Genomic DNA, 19,065 nt, shown 5'->3' on the forward strand with positions numbered 1-19,065 from the left:
CCAACTGAATTTCCGTGTGTTGCCTGTTTCCACGCCAGGCCACACGATTCCTGCATGACTTCACTTACCGTCTCCAGCCGTGTGGCGCAGGTTCTCAGCAGCTATGTCAGCGACGTCTTCGGCGTCATGGGTAACGGCAACGTCTACTTCCTGGACGCCGCCGAGCAGCAGGGCCTTCGCTTCACCGCCGTGCGGCACGAGGGCGCCGCCATCGCCGCGGCCGACGCCTACTACCGGACCTCGGGACGGCTCGCCGCGGGCACCACCACCTACGGCCCCGGCTACACCAACGCGCTCACCGCTCTCGCCGAGGCCGTCCAGGCGCAGATCCCCGTCGTGCTGATCACCGGGGACGCCCCCACCAGCGGACCCCGGCCATGGGACGTGGACCAGGCGGCCATCGCCGCCGGCCTCGGCGCGGCCACCTTCACCGTCACCCGCGAGGCCGCGGGCGCCGTCACCCGGCAGGCGGTGGAGTACGCACTCACCCGGCGCACCGCCGTCGTGCTCGCCATCCCCTACGACCTCGCCGCGCTCGAGGCTGCGGACGAGGAAGTCCCGGAGCCGTCCGCGCCGGAGGTGAGGGACGACGTCGACGTCGACCTTGTGCAGGTCGCGCGCCTGCTCGCTGTGGCAAGGCGGCCACTGATCCTGGCCGGCCGCGGTGCGCACCTCGCCGGAGCCGGGCCGGAGCTCCGCGAACTCGCCGACCGGCTCGGCGCACTGACCGCCGGAACCGCCCTAGCGCTCAACCTCCTCAATGGCGAGGGGTACCTGGGCGTGGCCGGCGGTTTCGGCACCGACACCGCGGCCGGGCTCATGGGCGAGGCCGACGTGGTCCTGGTGGCCGGGGCGAGCCTGAGCCCATTCACCATGCGGTTCGGGCACCTGCTGGGGCCGGATGCGACTGTCATCCAGATCGATACTGCGGTGGAGCCGACCAATCCGCGGGTGGATGTGTTTGTCCTGGCGGATGCTAAGGCTGCTGCTACGCGGCTGTTGTCATTGTTGGACCGCGAGGCTGCTGTGGCTGGTTGGCGGGCGGAAGCCTCGAAGCGCCTGGCTTCAGGGCCGGGGCACGATCCCGGTTCGGACGTGACTGAGGACGGGCGGTTGGACCCGCGCGCCCTCGCCACCGCTCTGGACGCCGTGCTGCCGGAGCGCCGCACGGTGGTCCAGGACGGCGGCCATTTCATCGGCTGGGCGCCCATGTACTGGAACATTCCGCGGCCGCAGGACCTGGTGATGGTGGGCACCGCCTACCAGACCATCGGGCTGGGCCTGGCCAGCGCCGTCGGAGCTGCCCGTGCCGTGGAGGACGGCCGCACCCTGGTGCTGGCCTCCGGCGACGGCGGTTTCCTCATGGGCCTGTCCGACCTCGAATCGCTGATCGGTGCAGCTCGCAGCGCGATCGTGGTGATCTACAACGACGCCGCCTACGGTGCCGAGATCCACCAATACGGCTCGCAGGGCCTGACCGAGAAGCCCATGCTGATCCCCGAGGTGGACTTCAGCGGGGTTGCCCGGGCTTTGGGTGCCGAGTCGGCTGTCATTCGCTCCCTTGGCGACCTGTCCGCGCTGCAGGAGTGGATCGACGCCGGCGCTCATGGGACTTTTGTTGCGGACTGCCGGATCACGTCCAGCGTCCGGGCCCCATGGCTGACTGAGTGGATGAACGCAACGCGGGCGGCAAAGACGGCGCTAACCACGAGCTAGCGCGCGGGACTCAGTCCTGACAAAGCTATGCGCGCAACCAACGCGCGGACAGGAATTATCCGAGCGACCAGTACGCCCTCGTTCTGTCGTTGAATGTCAATCTTTTCTCTACGAATAGCTTTCCGCCCTCAATGGCCGATGGGGGAACATCCATACAAACCTGATAGCTGGCCATTCCCCCCTTTTCCAGTGTGGGGACCCGGATAGCATCGTTCGAAATGGATGCCCGGCATGACAAGGAGTCGTACTGTCGGGCATCAGTCCCTACGAATACCGGAGAGAGGTCTATCCAGGGCCGCCCCTCCCCGTCTCCTACATAGGTCACTTCGACGTGAACCAGTACGTACTGACCTTGCGGAGGATCATTAAACCGGTTAGCAGACAGAACTTCTGCGTTGCCGTTCAGCTTCACCTGTGAAACGCGGACTTGATAATCGGGCGCCAAGGCAGCCGTCGTTCCAAGCGGGAAGGGCTGATTCGCAGAGCCGTTTTGAGGCTTCTCGGACGTCACAGCTTCATCGGTTGATGGGGAACCCGGAGTGGCAACTGCCGATGGCACCGCTACATCTCTTGGGCCTTTGCTGCTGAACGCATCGGAAATGATTGACGAGTAGTACGCCTGGGTAGCGAGGACGCCCGTGACCGACAAAACCGCAACAATGGTTGCTGCAATAGCCATTGCCCGAAACGTGGATCGTTGTCGTAGAGTCACGGCCAAGGCAATTATGGAGACAACGACTGCAAGTGTCCCGAGAATAAAGATCACATTGTTGACTACGGGGACCCAACAGAGGAGCAGTGCGATCCCTGACAGGATCAAAGCGGTGATGGATACAGCTTTGCCTTGCTGGCCAGGCACCGACGATTGATCGTCATCAATCCAAAACTGGTGACCGGGAGGTGCAGGACCCCAACGGGGGTCAGGTTGCCAGCCTGGAGGCGGCTCCCACCCTGCTGGCGGAGGTGGCCAATTTGTTGGTGAGTTGTAGCGCATCACGCTATCCCCTTGTCGGCCGGCCGCATCGACTTCATTGACAATGCCGCGGATACAGGGAGCATACAACTTCACCGACCATGACAACACCCGTCTTACCTACCGCCAAGGTACGGCCACTCTGGTGCCAAAACCCCTCATCAATAAAGGCCAGCAAGCCATGAGCTTTGTCTCAGCACCCGCATAAGCTCTATCCCATGAGAATCGCCGTTGCAGGGGGAACCGGGACAGTAGGACGCCACGTGGTGGCCATCGCCAGGGAGCGCGGGCACAACGTGGTCAGCCTGAGCCGCGCGGATGGGGTGGACCTCATCACCGGGCGCGGCCTCGACCGGGCACTCGAGGGCGTCGACACCGTCATCGACGTCTCCGGCGTCCAGGTCCTGTCCACCAAGAAGGCCGTGGATTTCTTCACCAGCGCCACCCAGAACCTGGTGGCGGCCGGGAAGAAGGCCGGCGTAAAGCACCACGTGGTGCTGTCCATTGTGGGCATCGACAAAGCCAACTCGGGACTGTACGCCGGGAAGCTGGTGCAGGAGGACGAAGTCCGGCACGGCGGCGTTCCCTGGACCATCCTCCGGTCCACCCAGTTCCACGAGTTCGTGCCGATGTCCATCAAGGCCGCCTCCGTGGGCCCGCTGGCCTTCGTGCCCACCATGGTCACCCAGCCGGTGGCGGCGAAAGAGGTGGCCGCGGCCCTGGTTGACGCGGCCGAGGCCGGCCCGAAGGGACGGCTCCCGGACCTCGGCGGCCCACGGACCGAACAGCTCAAGGACCTGGTCTCGGCCTATCTGGCCAAGACGGGGCAAAAGAAACGGATCATTCCGCTCCGCGTCCCGGGCCCCATGGGCACGGCCATGCGCACAGGCGCGCTGATCCCGGCGCCGGGCTCCGCCGTCGGACGCCAGACGTTCCAGGAGTGGCTCGACGCCATCGGTACCGCGTAAAACCGACGCTAAATGGGGCAACTGCCCCATGCCCCTGCCGCGGCCCGCTCCTAATCTCAAGGCATGGAGAAAAGGAGGCGGCCATGACCATCTACCAGCCGCAGTCATCAGCACAGGCAACACCCAAACTTGCCGACCTTCCCGAGGACCCTGCCGAGCACTTCGCCGGCAGCGCCGTCTTCGGGCTGCCCTTCGCCAGCGGCCACTACCTGGCGTTCCGGGATTTCCCGGTGAGCTCCGTCGGCCCCGGCTACCGCTCCGTCTGGCACCGCTCGCCCGGCGGCGAATGGACCCTCTACGCCAACGTCCCGCCGCAATTCAGCTGCGCCCGCTACTTCGGACTGGCGTTCCACCGCACGGTGGAGACCGACGTCGACATCAGCTGGAGCGGCCCGTCCAGCGCCGTGATCACGGTCCCGGGAGTCCTCGACTGGGACCTGCAGCTGGGCACCTCCGCAGCCACGAAGATGCTGACCGCCATGGCCGTCCGGATGCCCGAAAGGTTGTGGCGCAGCGAGCCCGTCCTCAGGGCCATGGGGGCGTTCGCCGGGCCGCTGCTCGGCGCCGGCCGGATGAAAATGTCCGGCCGGGTGCCCAACGGCCAGACGTTCCAGGCCCAGCCCCGGCAGCTGTGGCTCGTCACCGATTCCAGGGCAACTGTCCTGGGCGAGGGCGCCGGACGGCCCGGCCCCCTCAAGGTCCAGGACCACCTGGCGGACTTCTGGCTTCCGCAACGTGGACTGTTCGGAGCGCAGGTGGGCGTCAGGTTCCCCTCCACCGCCCATCCCGCCCAATCAGGCGCTGCCCAGGCACGGAGCAGGAAGAACCAAGCGGCATAACGGCCGACGGCGGGCGGTCCCTACTGCCGCGGCTGCCGGCTTCCTAGAATGGCAGGTGTGATGCAGTCACCGGCTGCGCCCCGCCGCAGCGAAGTCCTGGCCGCGCTGTCGCTCGCCATCGACCTGGGGCTGGGGCAGCCGATGGAGCACATGCTGCGTGCGTCCCTGCTGGCGCTGCGGATCGCCGGCGCGGCGGGCGTTGGCGCCGCGGGCCAGGGCAGGATCTACTACGCCAACCAGCTGGCCTGGATCGGCTGCCACGCGGATTCCTTTGAACTGGCCGCGCTGTTCACGGACGATATTGCCTTCCGCGCCGACTACTACCGCCGGGACCAGCACGGCCTGCCCATGTATGCCGGCATGTTCAGCCACGCCGGCGCCGGCCTCCCGCCGCTCCCCCGCGTTGCCCGCTGGACGCGTTTCGCCGCGACAGGCAGCGGGGCAGTGCGCACCATGATTGCCTCGCACTGCGTCTCCGCCGGGGTGCTGGCCAGCAGTGTAGGGCTCGACGACGGCGTGGCAGGACTGCTCACCCACACCTTTGAGCGGTGGGACGGCAAGGGGCTGCCGGAGGGAGTGGCGGGGCCGGACATCCCGCTGGAGATGCGGATCATGCATCTGGCGGATACCGCCGAGGTGTTCCTGCGGACGGAAGGCGTGGCCGGCGCGGTGGCAATGGTGCGGGCTCGACGCGGCAGCCAGTTCGATCCCGCACTGGCCGGGCTGTTCATCGACCAGGCCCAGGCTCTCACCGATGGACTTCTCGACGTCGACTGCTGGCAGGCGGCCCTTGACCGCGCTCCCACCGACGCTCCCCTGTCCGGCAGCCAGCTGGACACGGTGCTGCGCGCGATCGGCGACTTCGCCGATCTCAAGTCCCCCTACACCGCCGGACACTCCCGCGCGGTGGCGGCGCTCGCGGCCGCGGCAGGCGAGGAACACGGGCTCCCGGCGGACGACGTCAGGGAGCTCCGCCGCGCGGGATGGGTGCACGACCTGGGCCGCTTGGGGGTGTCCAACCAGGTGTGGGACAAGAAAGAGCCACTCTCCGCCCTGGAGCAGGCACGCATCCGCATGCATCCGTATCTTGGCGAACGGATCCTCAGCCGCGTGCCCGGGCTGAAGGGCGAGGCGGCTTTGACCGGCTCACACCACGAGCGGCTGGACGGATCCGGTTATCCGCGTGGGATGGGCGGAACCGAGCTGGGGATCAAGCAGCGAATCCTGGCGGCTGCTGACTCGTACCATGCCTCCGTGGAGCCGCGCCCGCACCGGCCCGCGCTCACGCCGCCCGATGCCGCTGCCCGGCTGCGGCAGGAAGTTTCGGCCGGGAGGCTCGCCGCCGCTGCGGCGGAGGCGGTGCTCGTGGCGGCCGGCCAGCAGCCCCGCCGACCGCATTCGGCCGCAGCTGGACTCACCCCGCGGGAAGTGGAAATCCTCGGAATGCTGTGCCGCGGCCTGACGCCGGCCCAGATCGCAGACGGCCTCTTCCTTTCCCGGAAGACAGTCCGCAACCACGTGGAGCACATCTACACCAAGATCGGCGCCACCAACCGGGTGGGCGCCACCTTGTTCGCGATCAGGAATGGGCTGACCGAGTAGCGGGCCGCGGCCCGCTGGGGCAGGGCACGCTGGCGCGGGGCACATCCCGTGTGGCTATTGGCTGACCAACCGCCACAATGACGTGACCTCGGCCGAGCGCGCCTCGAACAATGGATCGTCGCGGTCCGAGGCCCTCGGATGCGTTGGCTTGGTGTCCAGCCGCTCCGTCACCTTCAGCCCGGCCGCTTCGATGGCGGCCAGCAGGTCCGCCCGCGACCGCAGGCCCAGGTGCTCGGCGAGGTCGGACAGGACAAGCCAGCCTTCACCGGCCGGCTCCAGGTGGCCGGGGAGTTCTGCCAGGAAGCGGAACAGCATCCTGCTGCCGGGGTCGTAGACGGCGCTGTCCAGGCTGGAATGCGGCGTGGCCGGAATCCAGGGCGGGTTGCACACGATCAGCGGTGCCCGTCCGGGCGGGAACATGTCGGTCAGCACTGCCTCGGCGCGGTCGTCGACTCCGAGGTTACGGAAGTTCTCCGCGGCGCAGGCAATGGCACGCGGTTCATTGTCCGTCGCCACCACGCGGCGGACGCCGCGGCGGGCGAGGACGGCGGCGAGCACTCCGGTGCCCGTTCCGACGTCGAACGCGAGCGTGTCCGCGGGCAGCGCGGCCGCTGCCACGAGATCCACATACTCGCTGCGGGTAGGGAAGAATGTGCCGTAATGCGGGTGGATGCGGTCCTGCAGGGCATCGACGTAGACGCCGGTCCGCCGCCACTCGTGGGCGCCGATGGCCCCCACGAGCTCATGCAGGGACACCACGGACGCTTCGCCGATGTCTCCGTACGCTTCGGCTGCTGCTTCCCGAATATCCGGTGCACGGCGCAGCGGGACCACCGGGCCCGGATCGAGGGGAATCAGCACCAGGCCGAGAATGCGTGCGCGGTGCGAGGCGGACTGCCGGTGCCGGTAGAACTGCTCGGCAGGGGTTCCTGCGGTCTTCTTTCCGGCGCCTATCCGGCGGTCCAGGGCGTTGAGGATCTGCCGCGCGTTGTGGAAGTCTCCGTGCCAGAGCATCGCGATCCCCTGGGATGCCATGCGGTACGCCTCGTCGGCCGTGAGGGCATCGTCCACCACCTCCACCCGCCCGGGCGCCGGCCTGCCGTTGGCCGACCGCCACCGCGCGGACATCCCGGTGCCGGCGTCCTTCCAGGTCACGTGCCCGGCCGCCGCGGCTGTGTGCAAAGGGGTGGGGTCAAAGGGCGGGACTTCCGCCGGAGCTGGGGTGCCAGTAGGGATGAAGTTCCATTCCAAGATGTTGGGTGCGATCGGATTCGGGCCGATTACAGCGGGGGTTCGACGACGTCGAAGGGGACGGTGCCAAGAGACCAGACCGTCCGCCGGCAGCAAACGCGGGATGAGTGAATGGAGGGCGCTGAAGCCCAGAACCTACTGTGTCAGGGTACAGGTAAAACATACGGTTTCCCCCTGGACAGGAAATAGTCTGTGCACAGATAATCTTTGTATAGACCATCTCCCGAGGAGGCCACCATGTGGGAATACGAGCACAGCATCGACACCAACGCCACGCCAGAGGCCATCTGGCGGCTCTGGTCCGACGTCCAAAACTGGGGCGCCTGGAACAGCGAGATCGAGAAGATCGAGATCAACGGCCCCTTCGCTGAAGGCAGCCAAATCCTGATGACGCCTCCGGGTGACGATCCGATCCCCCTGGTCATCGCCGACGCGGTCGAAAACGAACGCTTCGTGGACGAGGCCCGATTCGGCGGCCTGCTCCTGCGCACCACCCACCGCATCGATCCAGCCGGCGGGGACCGGATCCGGGTGGTCTACCGGATGGAGATCACCGGCGACGGCGCCGACGAGGCCGGCCCGCAGATCGGGCCCGGCATCACCGCGGACTGGCCGGAAACCATGGCCGCGCTGGTTAAAATGGCAGGCGGCTGATGCCACTCATTCCCGGCGAGAGCCCCGGATTCCTGCTCTGGCACGCCACGTTGCACTGGCAGCGGGAGATCGCCGCAGCACTCGCGCCGCTCGACCTGACCCACGTCCAGTTCGTGCTGCTCGCCTGCGCCTGGTGGCTCAACAACCAGGGCGAGCACCCGAACCAGCTGGCCCTCGCTCGGCAGGCGGGCACCGACGTCAAGATGGCCTCCCAGGTCCTGCGCGCCCTGGAAGCGAAGGGACTCATCGAGCGGGAAGTCGACCCGGCGGACACCCGGGCCAAACGGCTGCGCGTCACCAGCGCCGGAGCCGAGCTGGCTCCCCGGGCCATCGCCGCCGTCGAACTCGCCGACGCCAAATTCTTCGAGCCGGTGCCCGTGGACGATGCCGTGTCCCTGCTCCAGCGCCTGGCCCGGCCCGGGCCGGGCACACCGCCAGCGGCCGGCGGTGACCGCACGGAACCCGAGGCACGGGCTACGTAAGGACGGCCGGCTCCGAATCCGCCGCGAGCAGCCCCAGGAGCGGGCCTGCGTCGTGCACGGATTCCAGGCCAAGCACCAGCCGGCTGATGGCTTTGACGCGGTCGCCGGGCAGCCTGGTGCCGGCCAGCCCCTCGAACTTGCCGATGGTTTCCTGGTCGCTGAGCCGGTTGGTGGCCGCCCCCTTTGCCTTGACCGCCTGCACCCCGAACGTGTCCGTATCCGTCTGCACGGTGAGGAAGGGTTCGGCCGATCCGCCATGCTGCTCCGGGTCCACTTCCACGTGGATGCGGCCCATCAGCTCCCTCAGCCGGGGATCGTTCCGGCCCTGTTCCGCCACCTGGTCCAGTCCCACGTTGCCGTGCATCAGCGCCGCTGCGAGCGCGAACTGCATGCTCAGCTGGGTCGAGACGAGGGAACGGACATCGGCGGTGCCGCACATGTCCGCGATGAGGGCGCTGGTCCGCACCGTGATTTTCTGCGTTGCCTCCGCGGTGATCCCCCGGTCACGGAGCTCCAGGATCGCGTCGATGGCCGAGTGGGTGCTCCGGCAGGTGGCGTACGGCTTGATGGACGCGCGCTGGACCTGCCAGTCCTCCCCCAGGGTGTCAAAGAGCCGTGACTCCTGGACGTCGCCCGGCTGGCCGTAGAGCTTGAGGAAGCTGCCCCACGGAGCGGAGAACACATCCCGCGGCCCCGTGAATCCGGCCTTGGCCAGCAGCGCACTGTTCAGCCCGGCTTCGGCCGCCCGCCCCACATGCATGCGCTTGGACATGGCCCCGTCCCCGATGAACGCCCAGGTGCCGCCGGTGAAGGAACCGGCCAGGCCTATGGCCGACACCAGTTGCGGCGCATCCAGCCCCAGGACCACGCCCGCCGCCACCGCGGCCGCGAACGTGCCGGTCACCCCAGTCGAGTGCCAGCCCTGGTTGTTCACCGGGTCGTAGCCGCCCAGGGCGTCCTGCACCCGGCGGCCCACCTCGTACCCGCTGACGACGGCGTGAAGGAGCCTTCCGCCGTCAACTCCCGTGCCGTCGTCGTCCGCTCCCTCCGCGGAACCGCCGGCCCGGACGGCCAGGGCGGCGAGCGCAGCCGGAACCACCACGGCCCCGGAATGGTCGCACCCGCCCGAATCGTCCAGCTCAAAGGCATGGCACGCCACCCCGTTGACGAAGGCTGCCGCCAGCGGCGGCAGACTGGAGGGCGTGCCCCACACCGGCGAGCCCGTTCCGGGCGGCGGGGTTCCGTGCGCTGCGGCGAGCGCCGACCTGCTGAGGAGGACTTCCCGCGACGCCGCCCCGGCAATGCCTGCGCCCAGGGTGTCCAGCAGGTGGAGTTTTGCCCGATGCAGGACCTCGGGAGGGATGTCTGCCGGCCGCAACGCCGTGAGGAAGTCCGCTATGCGTTCTGATGCTGTCCGCTCTGGGCTCATGCCGGGGTGCCTTCAGGTGTGAGGGAATGGAAGATTTCTGCCGGGTGCGAAGGGCTGTTGGGCGCGGCGGTGTCCCGCCACCACCGGGCCACGTCCCCGCCGGTGGCGTGCCAGACGTCGCCGTACGAGTGGACGTGGTCCAGGAACGCCCGGAGCATCCCGATCCGCCCGGGAGTGGCGATGATCTCCGGATGCAGGGTCAGGACGAAGCAGAGTCCTTCGGCGCGGTAGGCCTCGAATTCCAGGATCCAGTTGCGCAGCACCTCCCGGCTGGACGCGATCCGCGGGCTGCCCTTGGGGATGGGCGGATCCAGGTTGAAGACAAAATAAGGGAAGTCGTCCAGTTCGTGGTGCCGTGGGACCTCCACCAGTCCTGCAGCGCGGCCGGCATGGAAATGGGGCAGGTCGTCGCCGTGCCACGAGGAGGACCAGGTGAACCCCAGGTCCAGCAGGTCACCGGGCAGGCCGTGCGCCATGGATCCGCGGCCCGCCCGGAAGCCCTGCGGCCGCACGCCAAGGAGCGCCTCGAAAGCGTCCTGGCCCCGGCCGATGCTGTCCAGTTGTTCCGGCAGCGGCTGCAGCCCCATGTCCTCCAGCGCCCAGCCCATGTTGGCAAGTTCGTGCCCGGCCGCCGCCACGGCTTCAACCTGGCGCGGGTAGGTGCCGAGGTTGGCCCCGGGAATGAACCAGCTCGCCGTGGTGCCCGTGCGCCCGAGCTCCGCCAGGAGCCGGTCCACGCCGCGGGTGGCGCCGTACTGGCCAACGGACAAGCTTTTGGCGCGGTCGACGGCGTCCGGCGCCGCCGCGAGCACCGACAGTTCCGCTTCAAATCCCACGGTGACCACGAAGGCGCACCGGTTCCCCCCGGGCCAACGGCCCGCCGGCGGTTCCTGCGTGAACGTCATGCTGCCTGCTCCGTTCCGTGCTGTTGCTGCCACCAGGTGGCGATCTCCGCGCACGTGCCGAACCACACGCCGTCGGCCTCCTTCATGTGCTGGATCCAGCGGTCCAGGAGCGCTGCCCGGCCGGGCTTCCCCACCACCTTCGGATGGAAGATGGTGGAAAGGCACAGCCCCTCGGCGTGGTACCCGTCAAACTCCCTGGTCCAGTTGTCCAGGGTGGGCACGTAGCCGGCGATCCGGTCACCGCCGGAGGGCCAGTCCGGGTTGGTGGTGTACGCCAGGGAGGCGTAATCGTCCATGTCTGACCTGGCCGGGATCTCGATGAGCTTCCCGCCGGCATGGAGGTAGGGCCGGTCATCGCCCCGCATGGAGCTGGAGTAAAGGAAGCCCATCTCCGCGAGCAGGGCGGGGGTCTCCGGACGCCAGTCACCGGACGGGGTGCGGAAACCGACGGCAGTGGTGCCCAAGACGTCCTGGAAGATCCGCTGGCTGGTCTCGATCACCTGCCGCTGTTCGTCAGTGCTGAGGTCCCAGTACTTTTCGTGCTTATAGCCGTGGTGTGCTACTTCGTGGCCGTGCTCCACGATCCGCCGGCACTGTTCGGGCCAGGTTTCCACCACCCAGGCGGGGGTAAAGAAGGTTGCCGGGACCTGGTGGGCGTCCAGGAGCCGGAGCATCCGGTCCAGGGCCCGCCACGGTCCGTAGGCACCTTGGCTGAAGTACTCCGGCCGGGACCAGATGGTGCCTTTCAGCATGGCATCGCCGGTGGGCCCGTCAAGATCGAAGGCCAGGGCGACGGCGCTGCGGTTGCCTTCCGGCCACCGCACCGCCGCCCCCGCCTCCAGGGACTGCTGGCTCACTTAACCCCGTTGATCTCGGGCTTCATGGCGCCGTAGCCGATGCCCCACTTGTCCAGGATCTTCTGGTAGTCACCGCTGTCCGTGACCTTGGTCAGGGCATCCTTGACCGCGTTGGCCAGCTGGGTGTTGTCCTTCTGCATCAGGATGCCGAAGGGCTTCGCCGGCAGCGGATCGAGCACGGCCGCGTACTTTCCGGGATCGGTCTTGTCGAAGTAGGCGAGGTTCTCGGCACCCTGGGCGGCCAGGTCCACGCGGCCCTGGTCAATCTGCAGCCGCGCGGCCGCGCCGGAGTCCGTGGGCAGGATGCTCAGTTCCGGGAGGCCCTTGTCCGTGCAGATGGTCTTGCTCAGGGTTTTCACCTGTTCGAAGTAATCGGTCTTGCCGCTTACCGCGAGGGTCTTGCCGCAGAGATCGCTCTCCTGCTTGAACTCACCTGCCCGGGTGCCCGAAGTGTAGAGGCGGCCCTGGGACTTGAAGTAGTCAACGAAGTCGGCCGTCTTCTGCCGTTCCACGGTGTCCGAGATGCCGGACATGACCAAGTCCACGCGGCCGGTCTGGACGGAGTTGATCAGCTGGTCAAAGGGCGATTCCACCACTTCAACCTGAACCCCGAGCGCCTCGCCCAGCTTTTGCTGCAGCTCGATGTCCACGCCTGCCAGCTTCTTGTCGGAGTCGCGGAACTCCATGGGCGGGAAGTCCGGGGACAGGCCGATCCTGATCTTCCCGGCGTCCTTGATGGCCTGGGGCAGGCCGGTGCTGCCGGCGCTGGTGTCCGCGGTGGTTTCGGCGCCGCCGACGCAGCCGGTGAGGCCGAACGCGGCAACTGCGGTGATGGCCGCAACGCGGGCGGCCGTGGTGAACTTCTTCATGGATGGCTCCAAAGGGGTTGGGGTGATGTTTAGAAGACGCGGGAAAGGAAGGCTTTGGTCCGCTCGTGCTGCGGGTTGCCCAGGACCTCGGCCGGAGGACCGATTTCGACGATTTCGCCGCCGTGCATGAACGCCACACGGTCGGCCACTTCCTTGGCAAAGCCAATCTCGTGGGTCACCACGATCATGGTGAGGCCGGACTTTGCCAGGTCCTTCATGACGTCCAGCACTTCGCCCACCAGTTCGGGGTCCAGTGCCGACGTCGGTTCGTCAAACAGGATCAGCTCGGGTTTCATGGCCAGGGCCCTGGCGATCGCCACGCGCTGCTGCTGGCCGCCGGAGAGCTGCCGCGGGTAGGACCCTTCGCGTCCCTCCAGGCCCACCCGGGCCAGCAGTTCGGAGGCGTGCCGTTTGGCCTCGGCCGGTTTGACCTTGTTGACGAGGACCGGGCCTTCGATGATGTTTTCCAGCACGGTCATGTGGGGGAAGAGATTGAACCGCTGGAACACCATGCCGATGGACCGGCGCTGGCGGGCGGCTTCCTTGTCGGAGAGCTCAAAGAGGCGGTTGCCGTCCTGGCGGTAGCCCACCACCTTGTCCCCCACCCAGATCCGCCCGTTGGAGAGCGTTTCCAGGTGGTTGATGCACCGCAGGAAGGTGCTCTTTCCGGACCCTGAAGCACCGAGCAGGCAGACCACCTCGCCGCTGTTGACCTCGAGATTGATGCCCTTGAGGACCTCGTTGAGGCCAAAACTCTTGTGGACGTTTTCGGCGCGGACCAGAACGTTGGTGGTCATGACTGTGCCTTCCTGTTGGTACCGAAAATGCTCGACAGCCGCTGGAGGGGCGTCATGGGCAGCTGGCGGCTTGAGGATCCCTTGGCGAAGAACCGTTCCAGGTAGAACTGCCCGATGCTCAGGATGGACACGGCGCCCAGGTACCAGACGGCGCAGACGATCAGGAGCTCCATGATCCGGTTGTTGACGTAGTAGATGTGCTGGGCCTCGGAAAGGATCTCGCTCACGCCGATCGCGGAAGCCAGCGATGTGGTCTTCAGCATCCCGATGACCTCGTTGCCCACGGGCGGGATGATGACCCGCATGGCCTGCGGCAGGACGATCCGCCGCATGGCCTGCAGCCGGGTCATCCCGACAGCCTGCGCGGCCTCCAATTGCCCCTCATCAACGGAGAGGATGCCGCCGCGGACCACCTCGGAGGTGTAGGCGCCCTGGTTCAGCCCCAGGCCGATGGAGGCGGCGACGAAGGGGGTCAGGATGTCGATCATGCGGCCCGAGTAGAGCCCCGGGATGCCGATCACCGGGAAAATGAGGGCCAGGTTGAACCACATCAACAGCTGCAGGTACACCGGGGTGCCGCGGAAGACCCAGATGTAAAGCCACGCAACGCCAGAGACCACCGGGTTCTTCGACAGGCGCATCACGGCGGTGACCACGCCAAGAACCAGTCCGATCGCCATGGCGACGGCGGTGAGGATTAGGGCTACTCCGATTCCCTGGATCAGGACGGGAACAGCCAGGTATTCCTGCACGGTGGGCCAGTTGATCTTGGCCCGTGAGAAGGAGACGGCCAGCCAGACCAGGAGCAGCACTACGGCCGCGGCACCAATCCACCTCCCGATATGCCGGCGCGGGACGATTTTCAGATCTGCCGCTGCAGTGCCTGTGATGCTGGGCGCTGGTTGAGTCTTCATGGCGTTTTCCTGATCGTGGAGGGTTGTAAGGTCGCCGCGGGGACCTGCGTTGGTGGGCGCCACGGGTCAGCCCGCTGCGCCGGACGGAACGCGAAGCCCCTGGTAGTCGGCCGCCCAGCTTCGTGCCTGGTCAAGCTTCGCCCGGAGACGCGTCAGTTGTTCGGCGACTCGTTCCGGGGCGGTACCGCCAAACCCGGAGTGGGCGGCGAGGGCAGCTTCAAGGGTGAGGACCTCCCTGATATCCGGCGTCAGCCGGGAATCCACGGCAGCGAGCTGTTCATCAGTGAGGTCGTCGTAGTCCAGGCCGTGTGACTCGCAGAACCGCACCAGCGCTCCGGAAATCTCGTGCGCCTCGCTGAACGGAATTCCCTGCCGCGCCAGCCAGTCGGCAACCTCGGTGGCCAGGGTGTAGCCGGCGGTTGCCTGCCGGCGGACCTCCTCGACGTTGACCGAGAACGTCCGTACCAGGCCGGACAGGGCGGGCAGGGCGACCTCGATGGTCTCGACCGCGTCGATGACCGCGTTCTTGTCCTCGGCAAGGTCCCGGTTGTAGGCGAGCGGCAGCGACTTGACCGAAGCCATCAGCCCCATGAGGTCCCCCAGGACCCGGCCGGCCTTGCCCCTGGCGAGTTCGGCGATGTCCGGGTTCTTCTTCTGCGGCATGATCGAGCTGCCGGTGCAGTAGGCATCGTCCATGGTGATCCAGCGGAACTGCTGGGACGCCCAGGAGATGATCTCCTCGCAGAGCCGGGAGATATCGATGAGCGTCAGGGAGCAGACGAACAGGAACTCGATGGCGGCATCGCGGCTTCCCACGGCATCGATCGAGTTTTCCGCGCTCGAATCGTAGCCCTGGTCCAGGGCTGCGAGTTCCGGAGACAGGGCGAAGGTGGATCCGGCCAGCGCTGCCGCGCCCAGGGGCGAGACGGCTGCCCTGCGGTCCCAGTCCCGGAACCGGTCCAGGTCCCGGACCAGGGGTTGGGCGTGGGCCAGCAGCTGGTGCGCGAACACAACGGGCTGCGCCGACTGCAGGTGGGTGAATCCCGGGACCGGAGTGTGGAGGTGCCGGTCTGCCTGGGAGGCCAGTGCCTCGGCGAGTTCCACCAGGAGGTCGGCGATCAGCCGGACCTTGTCCCGCATGTAGAGCCGGAGGTCGTTGGCGGCCTGGTCATTGCGGGAGCGGCCGGCGCGGATCTTTCCGCCCACCGGACCCATGCGTTCGATCAGCAGCCGCTCCAGGAAGGTGTGGACGTCCTCGTCCGCTTCCTGCGGGTGGATCAGGTCCGCTTCAATGTCCCTGGCCAGGAGATCGATCGTGTCGAGGAACAGCGCGAGTTCGGCGTCATCGATGAGGCCCGACCGGTTGAGTTCGCGCACGTGGGCCCGGGAACCATGCAGGTCGTAGGGGGCCATCCGGAAGTAGCGCGGATCGGACCGTGAGAAGCGGGAGAGTTCGGGACTGGAGGCACCAGCAAACCGGCCGCCCCACAGCTTTGTCTGTTCTTGCATATGCGTCTAGCTCCTTGGGAAGACTGCCCGGGAAGTGATCCGTATCACTTCGTGCAACGAAAGTATTTCTGGGGTAAACCCTAACTGTCAATGATTTCCGCTTTGTTTCGCGGCTATTAATTTGATGACGCCGATTTTGTGACACCGGTTTCAGAGAATAAATCATTGTGGCTGAGACACCGGTATCCTGACCACTCCTCCGCTCCAGGTGACCTGAGAACCCGGTGATTGTTACGGGTCCGGAAGGCGCGACGAAGCACCAGGGCACACTGAACGAACCGGACGCCGCGCGGCGCAGAGCCCCCGGAGGAGCTACCCTGCCGTTACGCGCCCGCGGGAATTTTCGCCACGGAGCCACGCTCCGTGAACGTGGCCGGCAGCAGATGGTCCCTCTGGTCCGGACCCGAGTGCTCGATCCGGCCAACCAGGACCTCCGCCGCCTTCAGCCCCAACTCATAAGCGGGCAAGGCAACGGCCGTCACCTCGGGGCTGCTGACGGTCATCCACTCGGCGTCGTCCAGGCAGACCAGGGAGATGTCCCGGGGAACCTCCATGCCTGCCTCCCGGATGGCTTGGAACGCCGGCAGCGCCAGGCGGCTGTAGGAGGCAATGACGGCGCTGGGCCGGTCAGGGCGGCGGAGGAGGGAGGCAACAATTTCGTGGGCCCGCTCCGGGGACATGGCGTCGGAGATGAACTCGTACCGGATCCCCGCTGCCCGGGCGGCCGTGCGGACGGCGCGCACCCTGTCCGCGATGGTGGAAATGGGCAGCGGATGCCCGGATTCCAGCTCCTCCGGCGTCTTTGTGGTGGCCGAAAGGAACACGATGTTCGTGTGGCCGCGGCCGATGAGGTACTCCATGACCGCGGTGGCGTCGGCATAGCAGTCAGTCCCCACCCAGTCGGCTTCCACGTTGTCCGGGCGCCGGTCGAAAAGGACCAGCGGCCGGCCCATCCGCACCACGTCCAGCAAATGCGCGGAGTCGCTTCGACTCGTGGAGGCTACGATCAGCCCATCCACCCGCTTGTCCAGGAACACCTGGACGGCTGCCCGTTCGGCGTCCAGGTTCTCATCCGTATTGGCCAGGATGACGTCGAACCCGGCTGCCTTCGCGGCATCGGTCATGCCCCGGACGGCTTTGGCGAAGTGGGGATTCTCAATGTCGCTGATGACCACCCCGATGGTGTGCGAGCGTCCGGAGCTCACGCTCCGGGCCAGGGCGTTCCCCCGGTAACCCAACGCTTCGGCAGCAGCCGCCACCATCGACTGCAGCTCATGGCTTACCGAGCCGTAGCCGCCGAGCGCCCTGGCCGCGGTGGACCGGGAGACGCCGGCCATGCGCGCGACATCCAGCAAGGTAGCGCTGCCATACCGTCGAGATTCCATTCAAGAAATTTACCCCAGAATTTTCGGCCTGATGGAAAGCGGGTCTATTGACACCGGTTTCATTGATTTGTTGCGCAGCAGTTGCAGGCCGTCCTACGGGAAGCGCTGGCCTCGCGCCGTGTCTCGGCCCAGCTGCGGCAGCCAACGCTCGAGCCGGCTGAGGCCCCGCACGTACTGGGCGATCTCAAGATTCGCGCAATTAATCCCCGTCATGGATAAATCCCCTTCCCCGCCGCAGCACAGGTCCCTATGGTGTTCAGACAAGCTCGCCCAAGGGGGTCCCTCTTGAAATTCACGGATGAATCTTCAGGCACAAGCTGCAACGCATCGGATGCGGCAGAGCACGCAGGCACAGCCAAACCAGCTGTGTCCCAGGAACGGCTGCCAACGGCACCGGCAACCCACCGGCGGCCTGTCCCCGCTCCCCCACGCACCAAGCTCACGCCCATCCAGGGCCAGCCTTCCCGGGCCAGGAACCGGGAGCATGAAGTACGGCGACTTATCCACGATCTCGCCGCCCTCGCGTCAAGGCAGTGTCCGCAGTAGTTTCCACCAATCAGGAACCAGGCAAGGGTCAGCCCGGCACCCCGGACTGGGAGCCGGGCCTAGTCCAGCGCCCAGGCCTCGGCGGCGTCGGCCCCGCTGATTCTCCTGCGCCGCCTGAGCACCACCACAAGGAGCGCAGCACTGGCGAGGAGCCCAGCACCCGCCACGGCGGCAACTGCCGCAACGGGCACGTTGAAGGACGCCTTGGCAACAACTGCACCGTCTGACGCGCCGCCGTCGGCCGTTGCTTCCGCTGGCTCGTCCCCACCCGTGGCGGGGGCCGCAACGGCGCCGGCCGGTCCGGCGTCGAGCACTGTCAGCGATCTGCTCCGCCTGTTGACCACCACCACGGACCCGTCAGCCCGCTGGGCCATGCGGCCCGGATCATCGCCGGCGGCAACCGTCTGCGCGGCGGCAGCACCGGCCGGGATGACGGACACAGTATCGTCCATGCTGTTGGTCACGTACACGGTCCCGTCCGCGGCGGCCAGGACCTCCTGCGGCGCCTGGCCAACGGGAATCCGCCGCGCCACCGTGGTTCCGCCCGGCTCGATCACCGCCACATCGGCGGTCATGATGTTGGCAACGTAGACGGTCCCGTCCGGCGCGACGGCAATCCCGTGCGGGTGGGCCCCGGCTTGCACGTCGATGGTGTGCGACGGCCAGGGCGCACCGGCCGGAATCACGGTCACGGTGCCTGCGGCTTCGTTAACGGCATAGGCTGTCCCGTCCTTGGCCACCGCCAGCCTCACCGGACTCGGGCCGGCCTGGATGGTCCGCTGGACCCAGGCGTCGCCCGGCTTGACGACCGACACCGAGTGCTCGTCCGGATTCACCACGTACAGCGATCCCTCCGGGCCCACGGTCAGCCAGTGGGTCCCGGAAGACACCTTCATCACCAGGGAAACCTCGCCGGCGCCCGGGGCAACGACGCCGATCTGGGACTGGGCGCCCTCGCTTTGGGACACGTACAGGGTCCCATCGGCGGTCACCGCCAGCGAGGTAGGGCCACGCCCGGTCTTGATGGTGCGGGACGGCGCGGTCTCCCCCGGCGCGTAGGCGTTGACAACCCCGGCATAGGCGTCGTCGCTGACGTACAGGGTGCCGTCCGGCCCGGTGGCGATGCCCAGGGGCTGGCCGACGGCGTCAAGCGACTTGGCGTCGGCGGCGGCAGCAGGCGCGGGCACGACGGCGGAAGCCAGGACCAGCGCGGCGCCGGCCAGCAGTCCCATCCCGGCAGAGGAGACCGCGCCGGCGGCACGGCGAAGCGGCTGATGGTTCACGATATTCCCCCATATTCCTGCCGACCCCCGCGGCAGTCCTCCGATCCTACCTACACGGCTCAGCAGACCCAGTGGCGGGCCGCACC

At 67.2% G+C, this 19,065-nt stretch carries 17 protein-coding genes; 6 read left to right on the forward strand and 11 right to left on the reverse strand.

Annotated features, from left to right (window positions below):
* The first annotated feature begins 54 nt into the window (after positions 1-54).
* A complete protein-coding gene (locus C563_RS0110715) occupies positions 55-1,716 on the forward strand; it encodes a thiamine pyrophosphate-binding protein (RefSeq protein ID WP_026264659.1) in 1,662 nt (553 codons plus the stop codon).
* A gap of 55 nt (positions 1,717-1,771) precedes the next feature.
* Here the strand turns inward: C563_RS0110715 and C563_RS22395 are convergent, their stop codons facing one another.
* Entirely contained in the window at positions 1,772-2,395 is a 624-nt protein-coding gene (locus C563_RS22395) for a hypothetical protein (RefSeq protein WP_155845135.1), read from the reverse strand.
* A 512-nt stretch (positions 2,396-2,907) separates the two neighbouring features.
* On the opposite strand from C563_RS22395, the gene C563_RS0110720 reads away from it, so the two are divergent.
* The 3 genes from C563_RS0110720 (at position 2,908) to C563_RS0110730 (ending at position 6,098) form a co-directional block, all read left to right on the forward strand.
* A complete protein-coding gene (locus tag C563_RS0110720; protein ID WP_026264661.1) occupies positions 2,908-3,657 on the forward strand; it encodes an SDR family oxidoreductase in 750 nt (249 codons plus the stop codon).
* Positions 3,658-3,740: 83 nt separating this feature from the next.
* Positions 3,741-4,496: a hypothetical protein gene (locus C563_RS21110; protein ID WP_018762053.1), complete on the forward strand. Its 756-nt coding sequence runs from the start codon at positions 3,741-3,743 to the stop codon at positions 4,494-4,496.
* A gap of 60 nt (positions 4,497-4,556) precedes the next feature.
* Entirely contained in the window at positions 4,557-6,098 is a 1,542-nt protein-coding gene (locus tag C563_RS0110730; RefSeq protein WP_018762054.1) for an HD domain-containing phosphohydrolase, read from the forward strand.
* 54 nt (positions 6,099-6,152) lie between these two features.
* Here C563_RS0110730 and C563_RS0110735 read toward each other — a convergent pair whose 3' ends face one another.
* A complete protein-coding gene (locus tag C563_RS0110735; protein WP_051083486.1) occupies positions 6,153-7,226 on the reverse strand; it encodes a N5-glutamine methyltransferase family protein in 1,074 nt (357 codons plus the stop codon).
* A gap of 360 nt (positions 7,227-7,586) precedes the next feature.
* Here C563_RS0110735 and C563_RS0110740 point away from each other — a divergent pair, with 360 nt between their 5' ends.
* Together C563_RS0110740 and C563_RS0110745 are read left to right on the forward strand one after the other, a co-directional pair.
* Complete coding sequence (locus C563_RS0110740) at positions 7,587-8,003, forward strand: SRPBCC family protein (RefSeq protein ID WP_018762056.1); 417 nt, start codon at positions 7,587-7,589, stop codon at positions 8,001-8,003.
* Positions 8,003-8,485, forward strand: coding sequence for a MarR family winged helix-turn-helix transcriptional regulator (locus C563_RS0110745; protein ID WP_018762057.1), 483 nt, complete (start codon positions 8,003-8,005; stop codon positions 8,483-8,485). Before C563_RS0110740 ends, C563_RS0110745 begins: the two co-directional genes overlap by 1 nt.
* Here C563_RS0110745 and C563_RS0110750 read toward each other — a convergent pair.
* The 9 genes from C563_RS0110750 to C563_RS0110790 all read right to left on the reverse strand — a co-directional run bounded on the left by C563_RS0110750 (position 8,478) and on the right by C563_RS0110790 (position 18,979).
* Positions 8,478-9,914, reverse strand: a complete 1,437-nt coding sequence (locus C563_RS0110750; RefSeq protein ID WP_018762058.1) for an MmgE/PrpD family protein — start codon at positions 9,912-9,914, stop codon at positions 8,478-8,480. The two genes, C563_RS0110745 and C563_RS0110750, sit on opposite strands and share 8 nt — an antisense overlap.
* Positions 9,911-10,819 (reverse strand): polysaccharide deacetylase family protein, encoded by a 909-nt coding sequence (locus tag C563_RS0110755; protein ID WP_018762059.1) that lies wholly within the window; start codon positions 10,817-10,819, stop codon positions 9,911-9,913. The genes C563_RS0110750 and C563_RS0110755 overlap by 4 nt, the downstream gene beginning before the upstream one ends.
* Positions 10,816-11,676 (reverse strand): polysaccharide deacetylase family protein, encoded by an 861-nt coding sequence (locus C563_RS0110760; protein WP_018762060.1) that lies wholly within the window; start codon positions 11,674-11,676, stop codon positions 10,816-10,818. The genes C563_RS0110755 and C563_RS0110760 overlap by 4 nt, the downstream gene beginning before the upstream one ends.
* Complete coding sequence (locus C563_RS21115) at positions 11,673-12,545, reverse strand: ABC transporter substrate-binding protein (RefSeq protein WP_018762061.1); 873 nt, start codon at positions 12,543-12,545, stop codon at positions 11,673-11,675. The genes C563_RS0110760 and C563_RS21115 overlap by 4 nt, the downstream gene beginning before the upstream one ends.
* Positions 12,546-12,574: 29 nt before the next feature.
* A complete protein-coding gene (locus C563_RS0110770; RefSeq protein WP_018762062.1) occupies positions 12,575-13,342 on the reverse strand; it encodes an amino acid ABC transporter ATP-binding protein in 768 nt (255 codons plus the stop codon).
* Positions 13,339-14,256 carry an amino acid ABC transporter permease gene (locus tag C563_RS0110775; protein ID WP_018762063.1) on the reverse strand — a complete coding sequence of 306 codons (918 nt, stop codon included), beginning with the start codon at positions 14,254-14,256 and terminating at the stop codon, positions 13,339-13,341. The genes C563_RS0110770 and C563_RS0110775 overlap by 4 nt, the downstream gene beginning before the upstream one ends.
* Before the next feature lie 66 nt (positions 14,257-14,322).
* Entirely contained in the window at positions 14,323-15,765 is a 1,443-nt protein-coding gene (argH, locus tag C563_RS0110780; RefSeq protein ID WP_018762064.1) for an argininosuccinate lyase, read from the reverse strand.
* 323 nt (positions 15,766-16,088) lie between these two features.
* Positions 16,089-17,150: a LacI family DNA-binding transcriptional regulator gene (locus C563_RS0110785; protein ID WP_026264666.1), complete on the reverse strand. Its 1,062-nt coding sequence runs from the start codon at positions 17,148-17,150 to the stop codon at positions 16,089-16,091.
* 605 nt (positions 17,151-17,755) lie between these two features.
* A complete protein-coding gene (locus C563_RS0110790) occupies positions 17,756-18,979 on the reverse strand; it encodes a virginiamycin B lyase family protein (RefSeq protein ID WP_018762066.1) in 1,224 nt (407 codons plus the stop codon).
* Positions 18,980-19,065 lie beyond the last annotated feature (86 nt).

The sequence above is a fragment of the Arthrobacter sp. 135MFCol5.1 genome (assembly GCF_000374865.1).
Classification (GTDB): domain Bacteria; phylum Actinomycetota; class Actinomycetes; order Actinomycetales; family Micrococcaceae; genus Arthrobacter.